This is a genomic window from Methylomonas sp. DH-1 (genome assembly GCF_046097555.1).
In the GTDB taxonomy this organism is placed as follows: domain Bacteria; phylum Pseudomonadota; class Gammaproteobacteria; order Methylococcales; family Methylomonadaceae; genus Methylomonas; species Methylomonas koyamae.
Genome location: NZ_CP143089.1, coordinates 4237953 through 4254638, shown reverse-complemented (window position 1 = coordinate 4254638; position 16686 = coordinate 4237953). Strand labels below are relative to the sequence as shown.

The following is a 16686-nucleotide window of genomic DNA, read 5'->3' as shown; positions in this document are numbered from 1 at the left end:
AGAGGTCAAGCTACGGCTTCGATTTCGTAGCCGGCGTATTTGCGGATGTTGATGACGCCGTTGTCGAAAATCAGGTATTGGCCTTTGATGCCGAGCAAGGTGCCGGTTACGGTCGGGTCTTTGTCCAGGTTGAAGGATTTGACTTTGGTCGGGTATTCCAGCACCGGATAATTCAGGTTTAGCGCTTCGGCATCGCTGAGCAAGGTTGGCGGCTGTTCGGCGAAGCGTTCGGCAATTGCGGCCAGTTTTGACTGGCATTTGCCGCGCAGTTCGTCCCGTATTGCCGGCAGATCGAGTTCGACGGTGTTGTTTTTCAACATTTGCTGCCAACTGGTTTTGTCGCTGACGTGTTGGGCCAGCGCGACTTCGATCAGTCCGGACAAGTGGCGGGAGGCGACTTCGAATACCGGGATGGCTTGCACCGCGCCCTGGTCGATCCAGCGGGTCGGGATTTGCGAGCGGCGGGTGATGCCGACTTTGATGCCGGATGAATTGGCCAGGTAGACGATGTGCGGTTGGAAGCAAAATTCTTCGCCCCAGCTCGGTTCGCGGCAGGTGCCGGCGGCGTAGTGGCAGGTTTCCGGCTTCATGATGCACATATCGCATTGCGCCAGTTTGATGAAGCAGGGGTAGCAATAACCTTGGTTGAAGCTTTTGTTGGTTTTGTTGCCGCAATGCACGCAAAAGATAAGGCCGGTATGGCGCAGCGTCAAAGTTTTGCCGAGCAGCGGATTTAACGGGAGTTGTTGCGCGCCGACCGGCAAGTGGTATTGCACTGGGCTGGCCAGCGCGCTGCTCATTTTTTCCAGACTGCCTATCACTCGAATAATCCTGTTGCAACGGTAACGGCGGCTATAATGACAGCGTTTCCAGCTTACTCAAAGAGGATTTGATGTCATTCATGCAAGTCGCCGCCGGCGGCAATATTCCTTACGAAATTAACGTCGTTATCGAAATCCCGGCGTTCAGCGACCCGGTCAAATACGAAGTGGACAAACACACCGGCGCGTTGACGGTAGACCGCTTCATGGGTACCGCGATGCAATATCCTTGCAATTACGGTTATATCCCGCAGACCTTGTCCGAGGACGGCGACCCGGTGGACGTGATGATCATCACCCCGGCACCGCTGTTGAGCGGCTGCGTGATCAACTGCCGCCCGGTCGGCATTCTGAAGATGATAGACGAGGCCGGCCCCGATCCGAAATTGCTGGCGGTACCGATGCCGCGCCTGACGCCGTTTTACAACCATGTCAGCGACTATCGTGACCTACAGCCGGACAAGTTAGCCAAAATCACTCATTTCTTCCAGCATTACAAAGACTTGGAAGAGGGGAAATGGGTCAGCGTGGATGGTTGGGGCGGTGTGGAAGACGCCCGGCAGGAAATCATGGCCAGCGTGGAGCGCTACAAACAGTCGCATAGTAGCCGCCGTTAGCCGAAATCGGCGGCCGGCTCGCGGCAATATCAGGTTTTTTGTTCGATGGTCAGTTTGGTTTGCAACGCTTCCGGCGGCACCGGATGCGTTGGCTTTTGGTAGGAAGCCAGGATTTGCTTCACATAGTTACGGGTTTCCTGGTAAGGCGGTATGCCCTGGTAGCGCTCGACGGCGCCCTCGCCGGCATTGTAGGCGGCCAAGACCAAATCAACCTTGCCTTCGAAATGGCGTAACAGCCAGTGCAGATAGGCCGTGCCGCCTTTGATGTTTTGAATTGGATTGAAGCTGTCTTTGACGCCGAAACGTTCGGCGGTGGCCGGAATCAGTTGCATCAGGCCTTGAGCGTTTTTATTGGATAAGGCACTGGGGTTGAAGGCCGATTCGGCTTGAATCACCGCCATGACCAAAGCCGGGTCGATGCTGTAGACCGGGGCGATTTGCTTGACCCAGCTTTCCACCAGCTCCCGGTTCGGATTTGGTGCGGCGACCAGTTTGATTTCGGGTTCCACCGGCGGCGGCAGGCAGGCTGGATCGCTGCTAGGAATGGCGTCGGCGAAGCGGGCCAGCATTTTTTGGGCGTGGGCATCGCCGCGGTCGGCGGCTTGTTTGAACCAATGGCTGGCCAGCGCCAGGCTGCGGGCGACGCCGCGGCCGTTGAAATACATGAAGCCGATACTGTAAGCCGACTCGGCGTCGCCTTGCAGCGCGGCCTTGCAATACATGTCGAAGGCTTGGCGGTAGTCTTGTTTAACGATGCGGCCGTGTTCGAAATCGGCTGCGGTTTGGCGGATTTGGGCCAGATTGGCCGGAGTCGGCTGGTCGGCGGCAGTGGGGCCGGCAATCAAGGCCAGCAACAATGCCATCGGGGCGAGGCGGTTCAAGTTCATAAAATTCTCGTTCTGTATTGCTGAGACTGGGCTTTTTAAAACCCGGCCGGAAAAGGATGAAGCCTCATCCTCCAAGCTTCCAGCTACCGTATACATTGCAAGTGCTCGATCGCCCAATCGGCCGAATCTCCATGCATTTGCGCCATGCGCCGCATTCGCCGCGGCGTGGCTTGAATCAGGCTCGGAACGCCTTTGGTTTCAAGCTGTTCCGCACTATACCCAGCCCATCCGCATCGCAATATTGCCCATATGGACAGTGCAGGCTTATCGACTATACCACAGGCCGGCGCCGGTCCAAATATTGGCATGCGGCCTCGCCGGGGCCGTCGTTTACAAACCGTGTTTTTTGCGTTTGCGCCAAAAGGTGGCGCGACTCATGCCGGCGTATTGCGCGGCTTGTTCGAGATTGCCGGCGCCGGCTTGCAACGCTTGGCGGATTAATTCGGCCTCGTCGGCCGGCTGCGCTCGGGATAGCCGAGTCACCGGCGACGGCAGGCGCGAGCGGACCGGTTCGCGGAATTCCGGCGGCAGATCGGCGATTCCCAGTTCGCCGCCGCGACCGACCGCATAGGCGTATTCGACCACATTATTCAATTCTCTGACATTGCCGGGCCAGGGATAGTCCAGCAGCAAACGCATCGCTTCCGGCGCAATCCGGTCGACGTAACGGTGTCCCTGCAAATTATGGCGATTGATCAAATGTTGCAGCAGCAAGCCGATGTCCTGGCGCCGCTCGCGCAACGGCGGTAAGAAGATCGGCACCACTCGCAGCCGGTACATCAAATCTTCGCGAAAGCGGCCGGCTTTGGCTTCTTCTCTTAACGAACGGTGGGTGGCGGCGATGATGCGGACGTCGACGCTGACCGGGCGGTCGCCGCCGACCGGAATGAAATTGCGTTCCTGCAACACCCGCAACAATTTGGCTTGCAGTTCCAGCGGCAATTCGGCGATTTCGTCCAGAAACAAGGTGCCGCCGTTGGCGCGCTGAAACAGGCCGGCATGGTTGCGCACCGCGCCGGTAAACGCGCCTTTGACATGGCCGAACAATTCGCTTTCCAGCAGGCTAGGCGTCAACGCCGCGCAGTTGATTGCCAGAAACGGCTGATAATGGCGCGGGCTTTCCAAGTGCAGCGCGTGCGCCACCATTTCCTTGCCGGTGCCGGATTCGCCGCGGATCAACACGGTGGCTTCGGTCGCCGCGACGTTGCGGATAATCTGGATCGCCTCCTGCATTTTCGGGTCGCGGGTCAGGATACCGTGGAAACTTTCCCCGGCGGGCGGTAACGCCCCCGCTTCCGGGTTTTGCGGTTGCAAATATTCGATGGCGCCGGCGAAGTTGCCGGCGCTGTCGTAAAAGGCTTTGGCGGTCCGGTAGCACTCCAGCGCAGTCCCGTCCGGCCGGCGGATGCGCACCGCTTGGGCTTTGACGATGCCGAGCTGGGCCAGGTTGCAAGGGTCGTTACCGTTATCGCAGTTCAGCGCCGTGTTGCAGGGTTTGCCGACCGCTCCGGCCGCGCTCAAGCCGAATAGTTGTTCGGCGCCTTTGCTCCAAAACAGGATGTCGCTGTTGGCATCGACGATGAATACCGCGCCCGACTCGAATAAATCGGTCATCACTTCCAACACATGGTCGGCGCCGATCTGGGTTAGCCAGCGTTGGAAAACGGGAGAGGAAAATGCCATGGCTTTACCGGGACTTGTTTCAAATAATGTTTCAAGTGTATCAGCGTTGTTTCAATGTTTCATATTGAAACATTGCCGGAGCCGGCCATGACCACGGCTGATCCGGCCGGAGTTTGGAGTCGATATGCACAGCTATGAAATTTTTTAGTTAAAACAAGTGTCTAGCCTTAACTACATCGATTCCTGACCCGGCTGCCGATGGCGTGCTGTGCTATCTACGGCGCCGATTGGAATTGGCACGAGTCTTGATATGAAAACGGTATCTCTTTCTTATTTTGCGATAAACGGAGCGCGTCATGATTTTCAGACAACTCTTCGAAACCGAAACCTCCACTTACAGCTATTTTCTCGGTTGCGAGCGCACCCGCCGCGCCTGCCTGATCGATCCGGTGGCATCGGAATTGCCGCTGTACCTGGATCTGTTGCAAAGCTTGGATTTGCAGCTGGTTTATACCTTGGAAACCCACGTCCACGCCGACCACATCACCGGTTCCGGCCTGCTGCGGGAAAAAGTCGGCAGTAAAAGCGTGGTGCACCGCGACGCCGGCGCGATGTGCGCCGACTTGCTGGTCACCGACGGCGTGCCGTTGCAGGTCGGCGATCTGCAACTGGAAGTCCGGCATACGCCCGGCCATACCAACGGCTGCGTCAGTTATGTGATGGCGGATCGGGTGTTCACCGGCGATGCCTTGCTGATCGGCGGCAGCGGCCGCACCGATTTCCAACAGGGCGATGCCGGCCAGCTCTACGACAGCATTACCGGCAAACTGTTTACGCTGCCGCCCGATACTCTGGTCTATCCCGGCCACGATTACCAAGGCAACACCGTGTCGACGATCAAACAGGAAATGGCGAAAAATCCGCGCTTGGGCGGCGGCAAGACCCGCGACGAGTTCATCGCCACCATGAGCGAGCTGAAACTGGCCTATCCGAAATTCATCGACCAGGCCTTGCCGGCCAACCAGTCGTGCGGTTCGTTGAGTTAGGAGCGGCGAGATGTTGACCGCTCTGGGTTTGGCAGTCGGAATCGGCTTACTGCTCGGCTTGCTGGGCGGCGGCGGCTCGATTCTGACTGTGCCGATGCTGGTGTACGTGTTGAATGTGGCGCCGAAGACCGCCATTGCGACGTCGTTCGTCGTGGTCGGCGTCTCCAGCCTGATGGCGCTGATTCCGCATGCCCGGCACGGCCACGTCTGCTGGAAAAGCGCCGTCGTGTTCGGTATTGCCGGCATGGGCGGCGCATTCGGCGGCGGCCGCTTGGCCGGCCATATTTCCGGCGACTGGTTGATGCTGTTGTTCGGCCTGGTCACGTTGGTAACCGGTTTGGCGATGATGTTCAAGAAGGCGGCGGCGGAGCCGGCACAGGGCCGGCAGCCGTTACCGATGTGCCCGTTGCGGACGCCGGTATTGCGGCTGCTGTTCGACGGCGCCCTGGTCGGCGGCTTGACCGGTTTGGTCGGCGTCGGCGGCGGCTTTTTGATCGTGCCGGCCCTGACGCTTTGGGTCGGCCTGCCGATGCCGGCGGCGATCGGAACCTCGTTGCTGGTGATCGTAATGAATGCCGTGGCCGGCTTCAGCGGTTATATCAACCACGCCGAACTGGATTTGGCGTTGACGGCCGTAGTGATGGTCGGCGCGGTGGCCGGTAGCGGTTTGGGCGCCTGGCTGTCGAATTTTCTCAGCGCGGCCTTATTGCGCCGCGGCTTCGGCTGGTTCGTCCTGTTGGTGGCGGTTTACGTACTGTCGCAGGCGATAAACGGTGAGGTGTGGTCTGCGTTAACCGCGGTGCAACCGGAAACTATTGTCGGCGAAAAGCGGGTCTGGGGCGGTTTGGCCGCGGCAGCGTTACTGGCATGGATAGGCCGGCGCATCCATCGTGGCGGCGCAGCGCTGGTGCCGTTGGGGGTGGCCGACGCCAAACACAATCGAAAATTAGTCTAACCTAATATAGCGGATCGCTTATTCCGTAACCGCTACCTGCCCAAAGGTGGCGCATAACTATAAAAACCGTTCGAGGAGGGGATATGTCTAATCATTTCAGTAAATCGCGCCGGCAGTTTTTTGCCCAAAGCGGAGTTGGCTTGTTGGCGTACGCCAGTATGCCCGGCTGGCTACAGGCGATGGAAAACATGGGCGACATGCCGAAAATGGCGCCTTTCAAAGCGTCGGCCAGTTTTCATCCGGATGTCGAGCTGGATTTGTTTTGCCGGCCGTCGGAGGTGGCGATTCTGCCCGGCCAAGCTACCCGGGTGCAACGCTACTTCGCCAAACTGGTAAAAGGCCCGGCCAATACGCTGGCCGAAATTCCGGGTTCTTACCTGGGGCCGGTGATGCGTTTCGAAAAGGGCCAGAAAATCCGCATCAACCTGCACAACCAGCTCGACGAAGCCACCATCACCCATTGGCACGGCTTACACGTGCCGGCGGAAATGGACGGCCATCCGCTATATGCAATCGACAAAGGCCAGACTTTCGTCTACGAATTCGAGATGCTGAATCGGGCCAGCATGAACATCTACCACCCGCATCCGCATAACACGACCGCCAGGCAGGTTTACCACGGTTTGGCCGGGGCGATACTGGTCAACGATGCCGAGGAACGCCGTCTGGAGCTGCCGAGCGGCGAATATGAAGTGCCGATCGTGATTCAAGACCGCCGCTTCGACGCCAATAACCAATTGCAATACGTGCACGGCATGCACGACCGGATGATGGGGTTTTACGGCGACCGCATCCTGGTCAACGGCCGTGCCGATTTTCAGCTCGACGTTGCCAGTCGGGCTTACCGTTTCCGCGTCCTCAACGGCTCAACGGCGCGCATTTACAAGCTGGCCTGGGACGACAATACACCGCTGACCGTCATCGGTACCGATGGCGGCTTGTTGGAAGTGCCCGTCAACAAACCTTACGTGATGCTGGCCCCCGGCGAACGTTTGGATATTTGGGCGGATTTCAGCGGACGTAAGGTCGGCTCACAGTTGGTATTGCGCAGCCGTTCTTTTTCCGGCGCGTTGCCGAAAATGGCCGAGCGGATGATGGGCGGTATGGGCGGCGGCGAACACGGCGGCGGCCGCGGCATGGGCATGCACGCCAGTGCCTTGCCGATGGGCAGCGATTACCCGATTTTTACAATCAAAGTGGCGCGCCAGGTCGGCGATAGCCCGAAACTGCCGGATAGTTTGGCGCAAATCAAACGTTACACCCTGCACGATACCGCCAATCCCGATAAACCGGTGCCGATCGGCATTTCCGAAGGGCCGATGCGGATGGTGTTGAACGGCCGACCCTATGCCTATAACGACATCCTGCCCAGCGAACGGATTCCGTTCAATACCGTGCAACTGATGGAAATTTTCCACGCCCACGGCGGCAGCGGCGGCCATGGCGACAAAGCCGGCGGCGAACACGGCAGCGATGCCGGAAAAGCCCAAGGCATGCGCCACGGTAACCGGGAAGAATCCGGCGGTCGGCGCATGGGCGGCATGGGTATGGGCGGCATGAACCACGGCGGCGGCCAGGACGAGGGCGGCCACAAAATGGGCATGATGCGCGGCATGGACCATGGCGGCGAAGGTAAAGGTAGCGATCATCAAATGGGCGGCATGGGTGGTATGGGCATGGGCGGCAACATGGGCATGATGATGTCGATGGCGCACCCGATCCATTTGCACGGCCAATATTTCCAAATCCTGAGCCGTACCGTCGGCATGGGCGAGGGCGACGGTTACGCCACGGTCAAAGACGGTTTCATCGAAGGCGGCTGGAAGGATACCGTCCTGGTCATGCCCGGCGAGCGGGTGCGCATCATCAAGCCGTTCCAGGACTTTAAAGGCCTGTTCATGTACCACTGCCATAACCTGGAACACGAGGATATGGGCATGATGCGGGATTTTCTGGTCGGTTAAGCGGTAAGACGCAGGCGATATGGCTAGCGTAACGTTACGGCTAGGCAGCGGCGGCGAGGTTGCCGCCGCCAACCGGACACCGCTTGCCGCGCCGAGGACGCCATGATGGACCAGCAGCAATTCGAAGTCTGGCACCGGCGCAGTAAGGCCAGAGCCGATATGTTAGGCAATCTGCTGATCGAGGCTTTCCATTATCTGGCGCTGTTCGTGATCGGCGCCAGTATCGTCTGGTCTGCGGTCGTGGCCTATGCCGGCATGATGCTGCAAGGCCTCGCCACAATCGGCGACATCCTGTTGCTGTTCATTTACCTGGAATTGGGGGCGATGGTCGGAATTTACTTCAAGACCAATCTGATGCCGGTGCGCTGTCTGATTTACATCGCGATTACCGCGCTGGCGCGGCTGCTGATCGCCGACATTCAGGCCCACCACCAGGCCGATATGGGGATCTTGTTGGTGTCCGGCGGCGTACTGTTGCTGGCGCTCGCCACCCGGATCATCCGCAAACCGACAGACGAGGCCTAAGGCCCGCGGAGGGACTATGCATTCAACTAAGCCGCCGAACTTGGTGCCGGCGCAACGTTTGCGCTGGGAGATCGGCGCCGCGCTGCTGCTGAAAGTGTTATTGCTGTTCGGCTTGTGGTTTTTGATTTTTCGCTGGCAGGAGCGTCCGGCCGGCAAACCCGATATCGCCGCCCATTTTGCCTTGCCGGCGGCACACAATTTTTCTTCACAACCCATAAAGGAGTCCGACCATGTTCGGTGACGATATTGTCATGCTCTCCCGGATGCAGTTCGGACTGACCGCGCTGTACCACTTTCTGTTCGTGCCGTTGACCTTGGGCATGACCTTTCTTCTCGGCATCATGGAATCGGTCTACGTGATGACCGGTAAAGAAGTTTATAAGGACATGGTCAAATACTGGGGCAAGCTATTCGGCATCAATTTTGCGATGGGGGTGACCACAGGCCTGACGCTGGAATTTCAATTCGGTACCAACTGGGCCTATTACTCGCACTACGTCGGCGACATTTTCGGGCCGTTGTTGGCTGCGGAAGGCTGGATGGCGTTCTTTCTGGAATCGACCTTCGTCGGCTTGTTCTTCTTCGGCTGGGACCGTTTGAGCAAGGTGCAGCATTTGCTGGTGACCTGGTTGTTGGCGGTCGGTACCAGCCTGTCGGCCTTGTGGATTCTGATCGCCAACGGCTGGATGCAGCATCCGGTCGGCGCCGAGTTCAATTACGAAACCTTGCGGATGGAGATGGCCAGTTTCGCCGACGTGTTTTTCAACCCGGTGGCGCAGGTCAAGTTCGTGCACACCGTCGCCGCCGGTTATGTCACCGGTTCGATGTTCGTTTTGGGCATCAGCTCTTGGTATTTGTTGAACAAGCGCGACATCGGCTTCGCCCGCCGTTCGTTCTCGATTGCCTCGGCCTTCGGTCTAGCCTCGGTGCTGTCGGTCATCGTGCTAGGCGACGAAAGCGGCTATACCTCCGGCGAAACCCAAAAAATCAAATTGGCGGCCATCGAATCGGAATGGGAAACCCATCCGGCGCCGGCCAGTTTTACCGTGTTCGGTTTCCCGGACCAGCAAAACGAACGCACCGATTTTGCCATCAAGATTCCGTACGTGCTGGGCTTGATCGCGACCCGCTCGATAGACGAAGACGTCAAGGGCTTGAAGGATTTGCGTAAGGAGAGCGCCCAGCGCATCGAAAGCGGTATGGTGGCCTATGGCGAGCTGCAGAAACTGCGCGCCGGCGACTTGGGCGCGAAACCGGGGTTCGAAGCGCATAAGGCCGATTTGGGTTACGGCCTGTTGTTGAAGAAATACACCGATAAGGTGGTCGATGCCGACGCCGCGATGGTCGCCAAAGCCGCCAACGACACTATCCCCAACGTCGCGCCGCTGTTCTGGACCTTCCGGATCATGGTCGCCTGCGGCTTCACGATGTTGTTCGTCTTCGCGATGTCGTTTTACTACTGCGCCACCCGCGTCGCCGACCAGAAACGCTGGCTGATGCGGATGGCGGTATGGTGCATTCCGTTGCCGTGGATCGCCGCCGAAACCGGTTGGTTCGTCGCCGAATACGGCCGCCAACCCTGGACCATCTCCGGCGTCTTGCCGACCCACATGAGCGTATCCAGCCTCAGCAGCGAGCAGCTCTGGTTCAGTCTGGCCGGTTTTGCCTTGTTCTACACCGTACTACTAATCATCGAGATGTATCTGATGCTCAAATACGTGCGCTTGGGGCCCAGCAGTTTGCATACCGGCCGCTACCACTTCGAACAATCCGCGGCGCTGGCCCATTAAGGAGAATCCGGTGAAAAACATTCCAGTAATCATAGTCCTGGCCGCGGCGGCTAACGTCGCGCTAGCCATCCCGCCGGTCGATCCGGCCCGGCTGGATGAAGTACAGCAGCGTGGCAGCCAGGTGATGCCGTTTGCGTTGGACAAGACTTTGCATATCTTCACCAAATCGGCTAGCGGCGGCGTGCAGCAAGTAGTGGCGAAAAATGCCGGCGATGCCGAACAGATCGGTCTGATTCGCCAGCATCTGATCCATTTGGCGGCGGGTTTCGCTCGGGGCGATTTCTCCGGTCCGCGCCGGATTCACGGCGACGATATGCCCGGCGTGCAGGCCTTGAGCGCGGCGGCCGGCCAGGTGGCTTATCAATACCGCGAATTGCCGAACGGCGCCGAAATCGAATACCAAACCGCCGATCCGGCCTTGGTCGAGGCAATCCATGCGTATTTCGAGGCCCAGCTCAGCGACCACGCCCGCCATGCCATGCCGGGCGGCCATGTCCTGCACCACGACCATACGCGCCAATAATTTCCGGAGTAAACCATGTTCGATTATGAAACGATTCGTCTGATTTGGTGGGTGTTCATCGGCGTCGTCGCGATTGCTTTTGCCGTGACCGAAGGCTTCGATTTCGGCGTCAGCGCGCTGTTGCCGTTCATCGGCAAGACCGACGTCGAACGCCGGGTGGTGATCAATACCGTCGGCGCCACTTGGGAAGGTAACCAGGTCTGGCTGGTATTGCTCGGCGGCGCGGTGTTCGCCATTTGGCCGGCGGTGTATGCCACGCTGTTTTCCGGCTTGTATGTGGCGATGCTATTGGTGTTGTTCGCGTTGTTCTTTCGCCCGGCCGGGTTCGATTACCGCAGCAAGATCGAAGACCCACGTTGGCGCAACGCCTGGGATTGGTGCCTGTTTCTGGGCGGCACGCTGCCGCCGATTCTGCTCGGCGTGCTGGTCGGCAATCTGTTGTTGGGCTTGCCGTTTCATCTGGACCAAGACCTGCGGCCGTTTTACGACGGTTCGTTCTTCGCCTTGCTCCATCCGTTTGCGTTGTTGTGCGGTTTCGCCGGCTTGCTGTTGACCCTGTTCCATGGTGCGCTGTTTCTGAAATGGCGCAGCGAAGGCGCGATCCACCAACGGGCGACGGCTGCCGTCGCGGCGCTGGGTCCGTTATTGCTGGTCGCGTTAGCCGTGATTACCGCCTGGGTGTTTTTGGCGATAGAGCGGCCGGAAATAACGCAAATGGCCGCGACCGATGCGCCGTCCAACCCGATGCACAAGGCTGTTATCGCCCATGGCGCCGGCTGGTTGCAGCATTTTCAAAGCCACAGTTGGATGTGGCTGGCGCCGGCAACCGGTTTCGGCGGCATCTTTTTGGCGTGGAAACTCGGTGCCGGCGATTCGCGGATGGCGGCGTTCTGGGCCAGTGCGCTGGGTATTGCCGGCATCGGTTTGACGGTCGGCTTCGGTTTATTTCCGTTTTTGTTGATCTCCAAAACCGATCCGCGCTCCAGCCTGACCTTGTGGGATGCCAGCTCCAGCCACACTACGCTGTTGCTGGCATTCTGGATTACCGTCGTGTTTCTGCCTATCGTACTGCTCTACACCCGTTTCGTTTATCGGGTGATTTGGGGCAGCGTCACCGAACAGACTGTATTAAAAGATTCGCACACCCTGTACTAAGGAGAACAAACCATGTGGTATTTCGCTTGGATTTTAGGCGTCGGCTTTGCCGCCGCGTTCGGCATCATCAATGCCATGTGGCTGGAGTCGGTCTGCGACATCGACACCCACGGCATCGACCAGTCGTGCGATAGCCTGCGCAAGTAAGGCCGGCCGACCCGTGCCGGCTGCCTATTGCCGCGGGGGATGCGGAGACATAGAATGCCGGCTCTGTTAATTGATTCCGAGGATTTCCCATGTCAGATTCATTTTGGTTTAGAACCGGCGAAGCCACCGTATTTTCCAGCGAAGGCCAAGGCACCGACGCGATGCCGGAAATCCTGATCGGCGACGTCAAAGGTCCGGCCGGCCACGCCTTCGCCAATCTGATGGGCCAAACCGCGGGCCATACTCGGATGTTCGCGATTCGCGCCACCAACCAGCAAGTGCGCCCGGCCACGATCATGGTGCCGAAAGTCACGATCAAGTCGTCGGCTTACGTCAACCTGTTGGGCGGCCCGGTACAATCGGCCGTGGCCGACGCGGTAATCGATAGCGTGGCGGACGGCGTGATTCCAAGGTTGCAGGCCAACGAATTGTGCATCATCGCGATGATCTGGATCGATCCGTCCTGCGCCGACAACCCGAACCTGGACCGCAAAGACCTGTACCGCACCAATTACGAAGCAATGAAACTGGCGATTTCCAGAGCGATGAGCAACTCGCCCAGCATCGACGAACTGATTGCCAACCGCCATAAAATCTTCCACGAAATGTACGACCCGGAAACCGGCGAGTCGCAGTGGTAACCGGTTAGCACCGGCCGCGGTCAGGTCGCCGCGGTCGCGTCAATCCGGTCGGCCCGGTTATGTTTCGAGGCCTGCTCGACCAGCCCGCTCAGTGTTCGAATCAACTCGCCGCGGGAACTGGTCTTGCGCCAGACCAAGCCTATCGTCCTGCTGGGGACCGGCGCCGCAAACGGTATATAGCGGATGCCCGGCTCGCGGCGCACCGCGATGCGCGGCATCAAGGTCACGCCGGTACCGGCATGCACCATTTGCCTGAGCGTTTCCAGACTGGTGGCGCGTACGTCCTGTGCTTCGTCGACGCCCGCGGTTTGGCAGATTTGCAAGGCGTGGCCGCGCAGGCAATGGCCCTCGTCCAGCAGCAGCAAATGTTCGCCTTCCAAATCCTGCGGTTCGACAACCGTTTTGGCGGCCAGAGGATGGCCGTCGGCGACCGCCAGCAGAAATTCGTCGTCGAATACCGCCTTGCTGTCCAGAAAATCTTCGTAAACCGGCAGCCCCAATAACGCGCAATCCATTTGCCCGTTTCTGAGTTGCAGCAGCAATTGCTCGGTTTTTTCCTCGACCAGGATCAGGCGGATGCGCGGCAAGGCCTGCTTGATCAGCGGCACCAGTTGCGGAAACAGATAGGAGGCCAGGGTCGGGAACGCGCCGAACCGCAGATTGCCGGCCAGCGGGTCCTGCGCGGCGGCGGCCAGCTCCTTGATTATCTGCTGTTCTTTCAGAATCCGCCTGGCCGAGGCGATGATTTGCTCGCCCAATTCGGTGGGCAGCACTTTTTTATTGGTGCGCTCGAATAACTGAATCCCCAGCTCGTCCTCCAGTTTCCTGATTTGGGTGCTCAGCGTCGGCTGGCTGATGCAGCAACGGTCGGCCGCCTGCACGAAACTGCGCAAATCGGCCACGGCAATCAAATAGTGCAGGTCTCGCAGATTCATAACTCCTCCATGGCGGCTGGCGAACGATGGTTATATTAAATCAAATAGGACTGGCGGCCGAGTCCGGTTAGCCGTTACCCCGTTGCGGCCAGCCGTGCTGAAACGGGTTGGCAACAAACTCTGAGCGAGACTGCGGAACGTTGGGACAACTTATCGGAGCGCATCAGCCAGCGTTCGGCCTTGCTGCGTCAGGCGGTATTGCTGCAAGCGGCTGGTGGGTTTGTCGGGAAGGGTCATTTCGACCAGGCCAAACTCCAGCGCCGGTTTCAGGTAGCGCTCACGGAAGGATTCCCTGTCTTTCAGCGATAGCAGCGCTTGCAGTTCATTGCGGGCAATCGGTTGATCAACGCTAAACAACGCTTTTAGTAAGGTCTCGACTTGCGGGGTAACTTGCTGGCCGACTTGCGGGGTATTGCTGCCGGCATTGCTTTCAACGGTTTCTAAAATCACGCCCAGCATAAATTCGATAAACGGCGCTGAATCGGTTTTTAGTGTGCTCAAGTTGAGTGCTTGGTAGTACTCGCTTTGCTGCGCATGAATCATGCTTTCGACCGGCAACTGCGCCAGTAAAGGATGCCACTGGCTCAAGATCAAGGTTTGCCATAAGCGCCCCATACGGCCGTTACCATCGGCGAAGGGGTGAATAAACTCGAATTCGTAATGAAATACCGAACTGGTGATCAGCGGATGTTGATCGCTGGCGGCGAGCCAGTTCAACAAATTGCCCATCAGTTTCTTCACGCGATTGGCCGGCGGCGCCATGTGCACCACCGCCTCGCCATTCATCACGCCGACATTGCCTTTGCGATAGCGGCCGGCATCATCAAGCAGACTTGCCATCAGCACTTGATGCGCCTGCAACAAGTGTTTTTCGTTGCAGGGCTGCCAAGTTTCGAACTGATCGTAAGCTTTGATCGCGTTGCGGGCTTCCAGAATGTCCTTGGGCGGAGCAATCACCCGTTTGCCTTCCAAAATGGCGGTGATCTGCGCTTCGCTTAACGTATTTCCCTCAATGGCCAACGAACCTTGGATCGTGCGAATGCGGTTGATGCGGCGCAGGCGCAGATTGTTCTGATCGGATAGTACCGACAGGCGGCCCAATTGCTCGCTGATGTCTGAAATCAGACGAATGATGGCCGGGGTGATGGTGAAAGGCGGTTGGTAGGATTCAGCCATTGCGCGAACTCAAATAATCCGCCAACTGGATAACATTCCGTTTGGCCGGTGCTGAATTGCCAGCCCGGCTCAGCAGCGCCAACATCGCTCTATTCGGCCAGATGCAATCTTTTTGGCCTTTTACCGTACAGGGCCGGTCGGACAGCCAGGCCCCCGTGGCATAGCTGCTCAGATCGTCCAGCCGTGCGTTATCGAACCACAGTCTATGCTCAAGATCGCCCGCCATTTGGTTCATGGTGCCTTGCACCGAGCGGTCGCAAGCGGTATCGAAGCGGCATGGCGCCAACAGTGCCGCGGCGGTATCCAGCTGGCTTTGGCTGGCACCCAGCTTTAGTAAGGTGTTCATCAGCGCATCGGCAAACAAATGGTCGAAGTTGGCGAAATCGGCCTTCAACAGGCCTTTGACGAATAGCGGAAAGCGGGTGGCATCGTGCACCAGCAGTACGCAGTTACGGCGTTGCAGTATCAGCAGATTGGCGTGCCAGCCGCTTAATGGGTTCTGCTCCCTCTCCCCCAGGGAGAGGGTTGGGGTGAGGGGAGTAGTTTCGGATTGCGGCGCCGATATTGGGGCCGGCAGTTTGGCATACAGTTTTTTGGTGGCATGAATGTCAATCATAAGGCCGGTTTCCGTTGCTGTTCGCCGCGAAAATACCTTTTAGGATGTGCTGAACAGCGTGAAGCGCATCGGTCGCGATCGATGCGCTTCGCTATTCGCTCAGCACATCCTACGGTAACAGCTTGATTGCCAGGGATTATCGTCATGCCGATTGGTTCCGTTGGCGTCTGGTCGGTGTTAGGGTTGTGCGCTCGGCCTGGATGCGTTTCAGCAATTCGGCGGCGGGTTCGTCGTTGGGGTCTTGCGGCACCAGCTCGCCGCGAAAGGCTTTGGCCAGCAGCGCTTGGCTCAGGCGGTCCAGGCGTTGTTTGGCGGCGAGGTATTGTTTTTCGACGGCGTCGGCTTGGGAGAATAGGGATTCTACTCGGCGGACGATTTCGGTTTGTTCTTCCAGCGGAGGCACAGGTAAGGGGCATTTCGCATAATCAATAATCGATAAATGCTGGATAGCCATACCTTGTGCCTTATCTTTGACAAATTTCTGCGTGAAATCGCTGTTTGCGACTAACTCCAGATAATCTTTATTCATTGATGTTGATCGTAACCAGCAAACAGCCACACTTTGGTTTATACAGAATGGGGTATTAGTTCTAACTAATGCTGCTCGACCTATAGAGCCATCTTTTGTTATCAATAAATCCCCAAGCATTGGGCGATCTTTATCTGACAGTGAGTTAAATGCTGAATCGGTTGTAAGACCTGCTCCATCAATTTCAACAGAAAAATATTGAATATCCTTAGCCGTTAAAAGTTTTGTTCCTAGTTCTGCTTTTGGCATTGGTCTTGTGAATCCGTAAGTAATCCACTCAGACATTTTTCCCCAAGTTGTAAATCCCCAAGTTTCTGGCAGTTCAAACATGTATTCTGAATCTATCTCAGATTCTATTGATGATTTCTTTTTCCTTAATTCTGGTTGAAGTTTGCATAATTTTTCCTTCGCATGGGCATCGGAATCAATGACGTTCCATCCTGATTCACCTGGATTTGAGGCTCTCCACTCCCTCGTCAACTCCCCCGAAGTGGCCGCGGCGAGGACGGATTGGCGGAAGCGTTTGAGCAGGGTGGGGATTTTTTCCAGCCGCGCCTGGGCCTCATCGACTTTGGCGAGCAGGCTGTCGAGTTTGTCGGCGATGCGGATTTGTTCGTTTAGCAGGCTGGTGAAAAACCCACTGATATTTCCCCTTACCCACGGTTGCCGTGATTTTTTCGTGTTGAAATCGGTCATGACATCGAGTTTCAAGCGTTTTGCCCCTGTTTCAAGGGCT

The 16686-nt window shown here is 57.6% G+C and carries 18 protein-coding genes; 11 read left to right on the top strand and 7 right to left on the bottom strand.

Annotated features, from left to right (window positions below; all coding sequences use genetic code 11):
- Nucleotides 1-5 precede the first annotated feature (5 nt).
- Nucleotides 6-821 (bottom strand): DUF2797 domain-containing protein, encoded by an 816-nt coding sequence (locus tag VXJ35_RS19475; RefSeq protein WP_082881007.1) that lies wholly within the window; start codon nucleotides 819-821, stop codon nucleotides 6-8.
- 71 nt (nucleotides 822-892) lie between these two features.
- Between VXJ35_RS19475 and ppa the strand changes: the two genes are divergently transcribed.
- On the top strand, nucleotides 893-1438 hold the full coding sequence (gene ppa, locus VXJ35_RS19470; RefSeq protein ID WP_054761696.1) for an inorganic diphosphatase: 546 nt from the start codon (nucleotides 893-895) through the stop codon (nucleotides 1436-1438).
- A 29-nt stretch (nucleotides 1439-1467) separates the two neighbouring features.
- Here ppa and VXJ35_RS19465 read toward each other — a convergent pair whose 3' ends face one another.
- Together VXJ35_RS19465 and VXJ35_RS19460 are read right to left on the bottom strand one after the other, a co-directional pair.
- A complete protein-coding gene (locus VXJ35_RS19465; protein ID WP_082877562.1) occupies nucleotides 1468-2325 on the bottom strand; it encodes a transglycosylase SLT domain-containing protein in 858 nt (285 codons plus the stop codon).
- Nucleotides 2326-2655: 330 nt separating this feature from the next.
- On the bottom strand, nucleotides 2656-4008 hold the full coding sequence (locus tag VXJ35_RS19460; RefSeq protein WP_064022832.1) for a sigma-54-dependent Fis family transcriptional regulator: 1353 nt from the start codon (nucleotides 4006-4008) through the stop codon (nucleotides 2656-2658).
- A 296-nt stretch (nucleotides 4009-4304) separates the two neighbouring features.
- Between VXJ35_RS19460 and VXJ35_RS19455 the strand changes: the two genes are divergently transcribed.
- The 10 genes from VXJ35_RS19455 (at nucleotide 4305) to fae (ending at nucleotide 12694) form a co-directional block, all read left to right on the top strand.
- The gene (locus tag VXJ35_RS19455; RefSeq protein WP_064022831.1) at nucleotides 4305-4994 is read left to right on the top strand and encodes an MBL fold metallo-hydrolase; all 690 of its coding nucleotides are present in this window, start codon (nucleotides 4305-4307) and stop codon (nucleotides 4992-4994) included.
- Nucleotides 4995-5004: 10 nt separating this feature from the next.
- Nucleotides 5005-5949, top strand: a complete 945-nt coding sequence (locus VXJ35_RS19450) for a sulfite exporter TauE/SafE family protein (RefSeq protein ID WP_082881006.1) — start codon at nucleotides 5005-5007, stop codon at nucleotides 5947-5949.
- Between the two features lie 83 nt (nucleotides 5950-6032).
- Nucleotides 6033-7913 (top strand): multicopper oxidase family protein, encoded by a 1881-nt coding sequence (locus VXJ35_RS19445; RefSeq protein WP_064022830.1) that lies wholly within the window; start codon nucleotides 6033-6035, stop codon nucleotides 7911-7913.
- 102 nt (nucleotides 7914-8015) lie between these two features.
- Nucleotides 8016-8438, top strand: coding sequence for a phosphate-starvation-inducible protein PsiE (locus VXJ35_RS19440; protein WP_197495905.1), 423 nt, complete (start codon nucleotides 8016-8018; stop codon nucleotides 8436-8438).
- 16 nt (nucleotides 8439-8454) lie between these two features.
- Nucleotides 8455-8679, top strand: coding sequence for a hypothetical protein (locus VXJ35_RS19435; protein ID WP_064022829.1), 225 nt, complete (start codon nucleotides 8455-8457; stop codon nucleotides 8677-8679).
- Nucleotides 8669-10228 (top strand): cytochrome ubiquinol oxidase subunit I, encoded by a 1560-nt coding sequence (locus VXJ35_RS19430; RefSeq protein ID WP_064022828.1) that lies wholly within the window; start codon nucleotides 8669-8671, stop codon nucleotides 10226-10228. Before VXJ35_RS19435 ends, VXJ35_RS19430 begins: the two co-directional genes overlap by 11 nt.
- Nucleotides 10229-10238: 10 nt before the next feature.
- Nucleotides 10239-10751 (top strand): hypothetical protein, encoded by a 513-nt coding sequence (locus tag VXJ35_RS19425; protein ID WP_064022827.1) that lies wholly within the window; start codon nucleotides 10239-10241, stop codon nucleotides 10749-10751.
- A gap of 15 nt (nucleotides 10752-10766) precedes the next feature.
- Nucleotides 10767-11906, top strand: a complete 1140-nt coding sequence (cydB, locus tag VXJ35_RS19420) for a cytochrome d ubiquinol oxidase subunit II (RefSeq protein ID WP_064022826.1) — start codon at nucleotides 10767-10769, stop codon at nucleotides 11904-11906.
- Nucleotides 11907-11918: 12 nt separating this feature from the next.
- Entirely contained in the window at nucleotides 11919-12053 is a 135-nt protein-coding gene (cydX, locus tag VXJ35_RS19415) for a cytochrome bd-I oxidase subunit CydX (RefSeq protein WP_064022825.1), read from the top strand.
- Between the two features lie 89 nt (nucleotides 12054-12142).
- Nucleotides 12143-12694, top strand: coding sequence for a formaldehyde-activating enzyme (gene fae / locus VXJ35_RS19410; RefSeq protein ID WP_054761704.1), 552 nt, complete (start codon nucleotides 12143-12145; stop codon nucleotides 12692-12694).
- Nucleotides 12695-12714: 20 nt separating this feature from the next.
- On the opposite strand, the gene VXJ35_RS19405 is transcribed toward fae, so the two are convergent.
- The 4 genes from VXJ35_RS19405 to VXJ35_RS19390 all read right to left on the bottom strand — a co-directional run bounded on the left by VXJ35_RS19405 (nucleotide 12715) and on the right by VXJ35_RS19390 (nucleotide 16661).
- Nucleotides 12715-13629, bottom strand: coding sequence for a LysR substrate-binding domain-containing protein (locus tag VXJ35_RS19405; RefSeq protein WP_064022824.1), 915 nt, complete (start codon nucleotides 13627-13629; stop codon nucleotides 12715-12717).
- A 150-nt stretch (nucleotides 13630-13779) separates the two neighbouring features.
- The gene (locus VXJ35_RS19400; RefSeq protein WP_064022823.1) at nucleotides 13780-14805 is read right to left on the bottom strand and encodes a Fic family protein; all 1026 of its coding nucleotides are present in this window, start codon (nucleotides 14803-14805) and stop codon (nucleotides 13780-13782) included.
- Nucleotides 14798-15421, bottom strand: a complete 624-nt coding sequence (locus tag VXJ35_RS19395) for a DUF6933 domain-containing protein (protein ID WP_064022822.1) — start codon at nucleotides 15419-15421, stop codon at nucleotides 14798-14800. Before VXJ35_RS19395 ends, VXJ35_RS19400 begins: the two co-directional genes overlap by 8 nt.
- Nucleotides 15422-15563: 142 nt before the next feature.
- Nucleotides 15564-16661 carry a restriction endonuclease subunit S gene (locus VXJ35_RS19390; RefSeq protein WP_082881005.1) on the bottom strand — a complete coding sequence of 366 codons (1098 nt, stop codon included), beginning with the start codon at nucleotides 16659-16661 and terminating at the stop codon, nucleotides 15564-15566.
- Nucleotides 16662-16686: the final 25 nt, after the last annotated feature.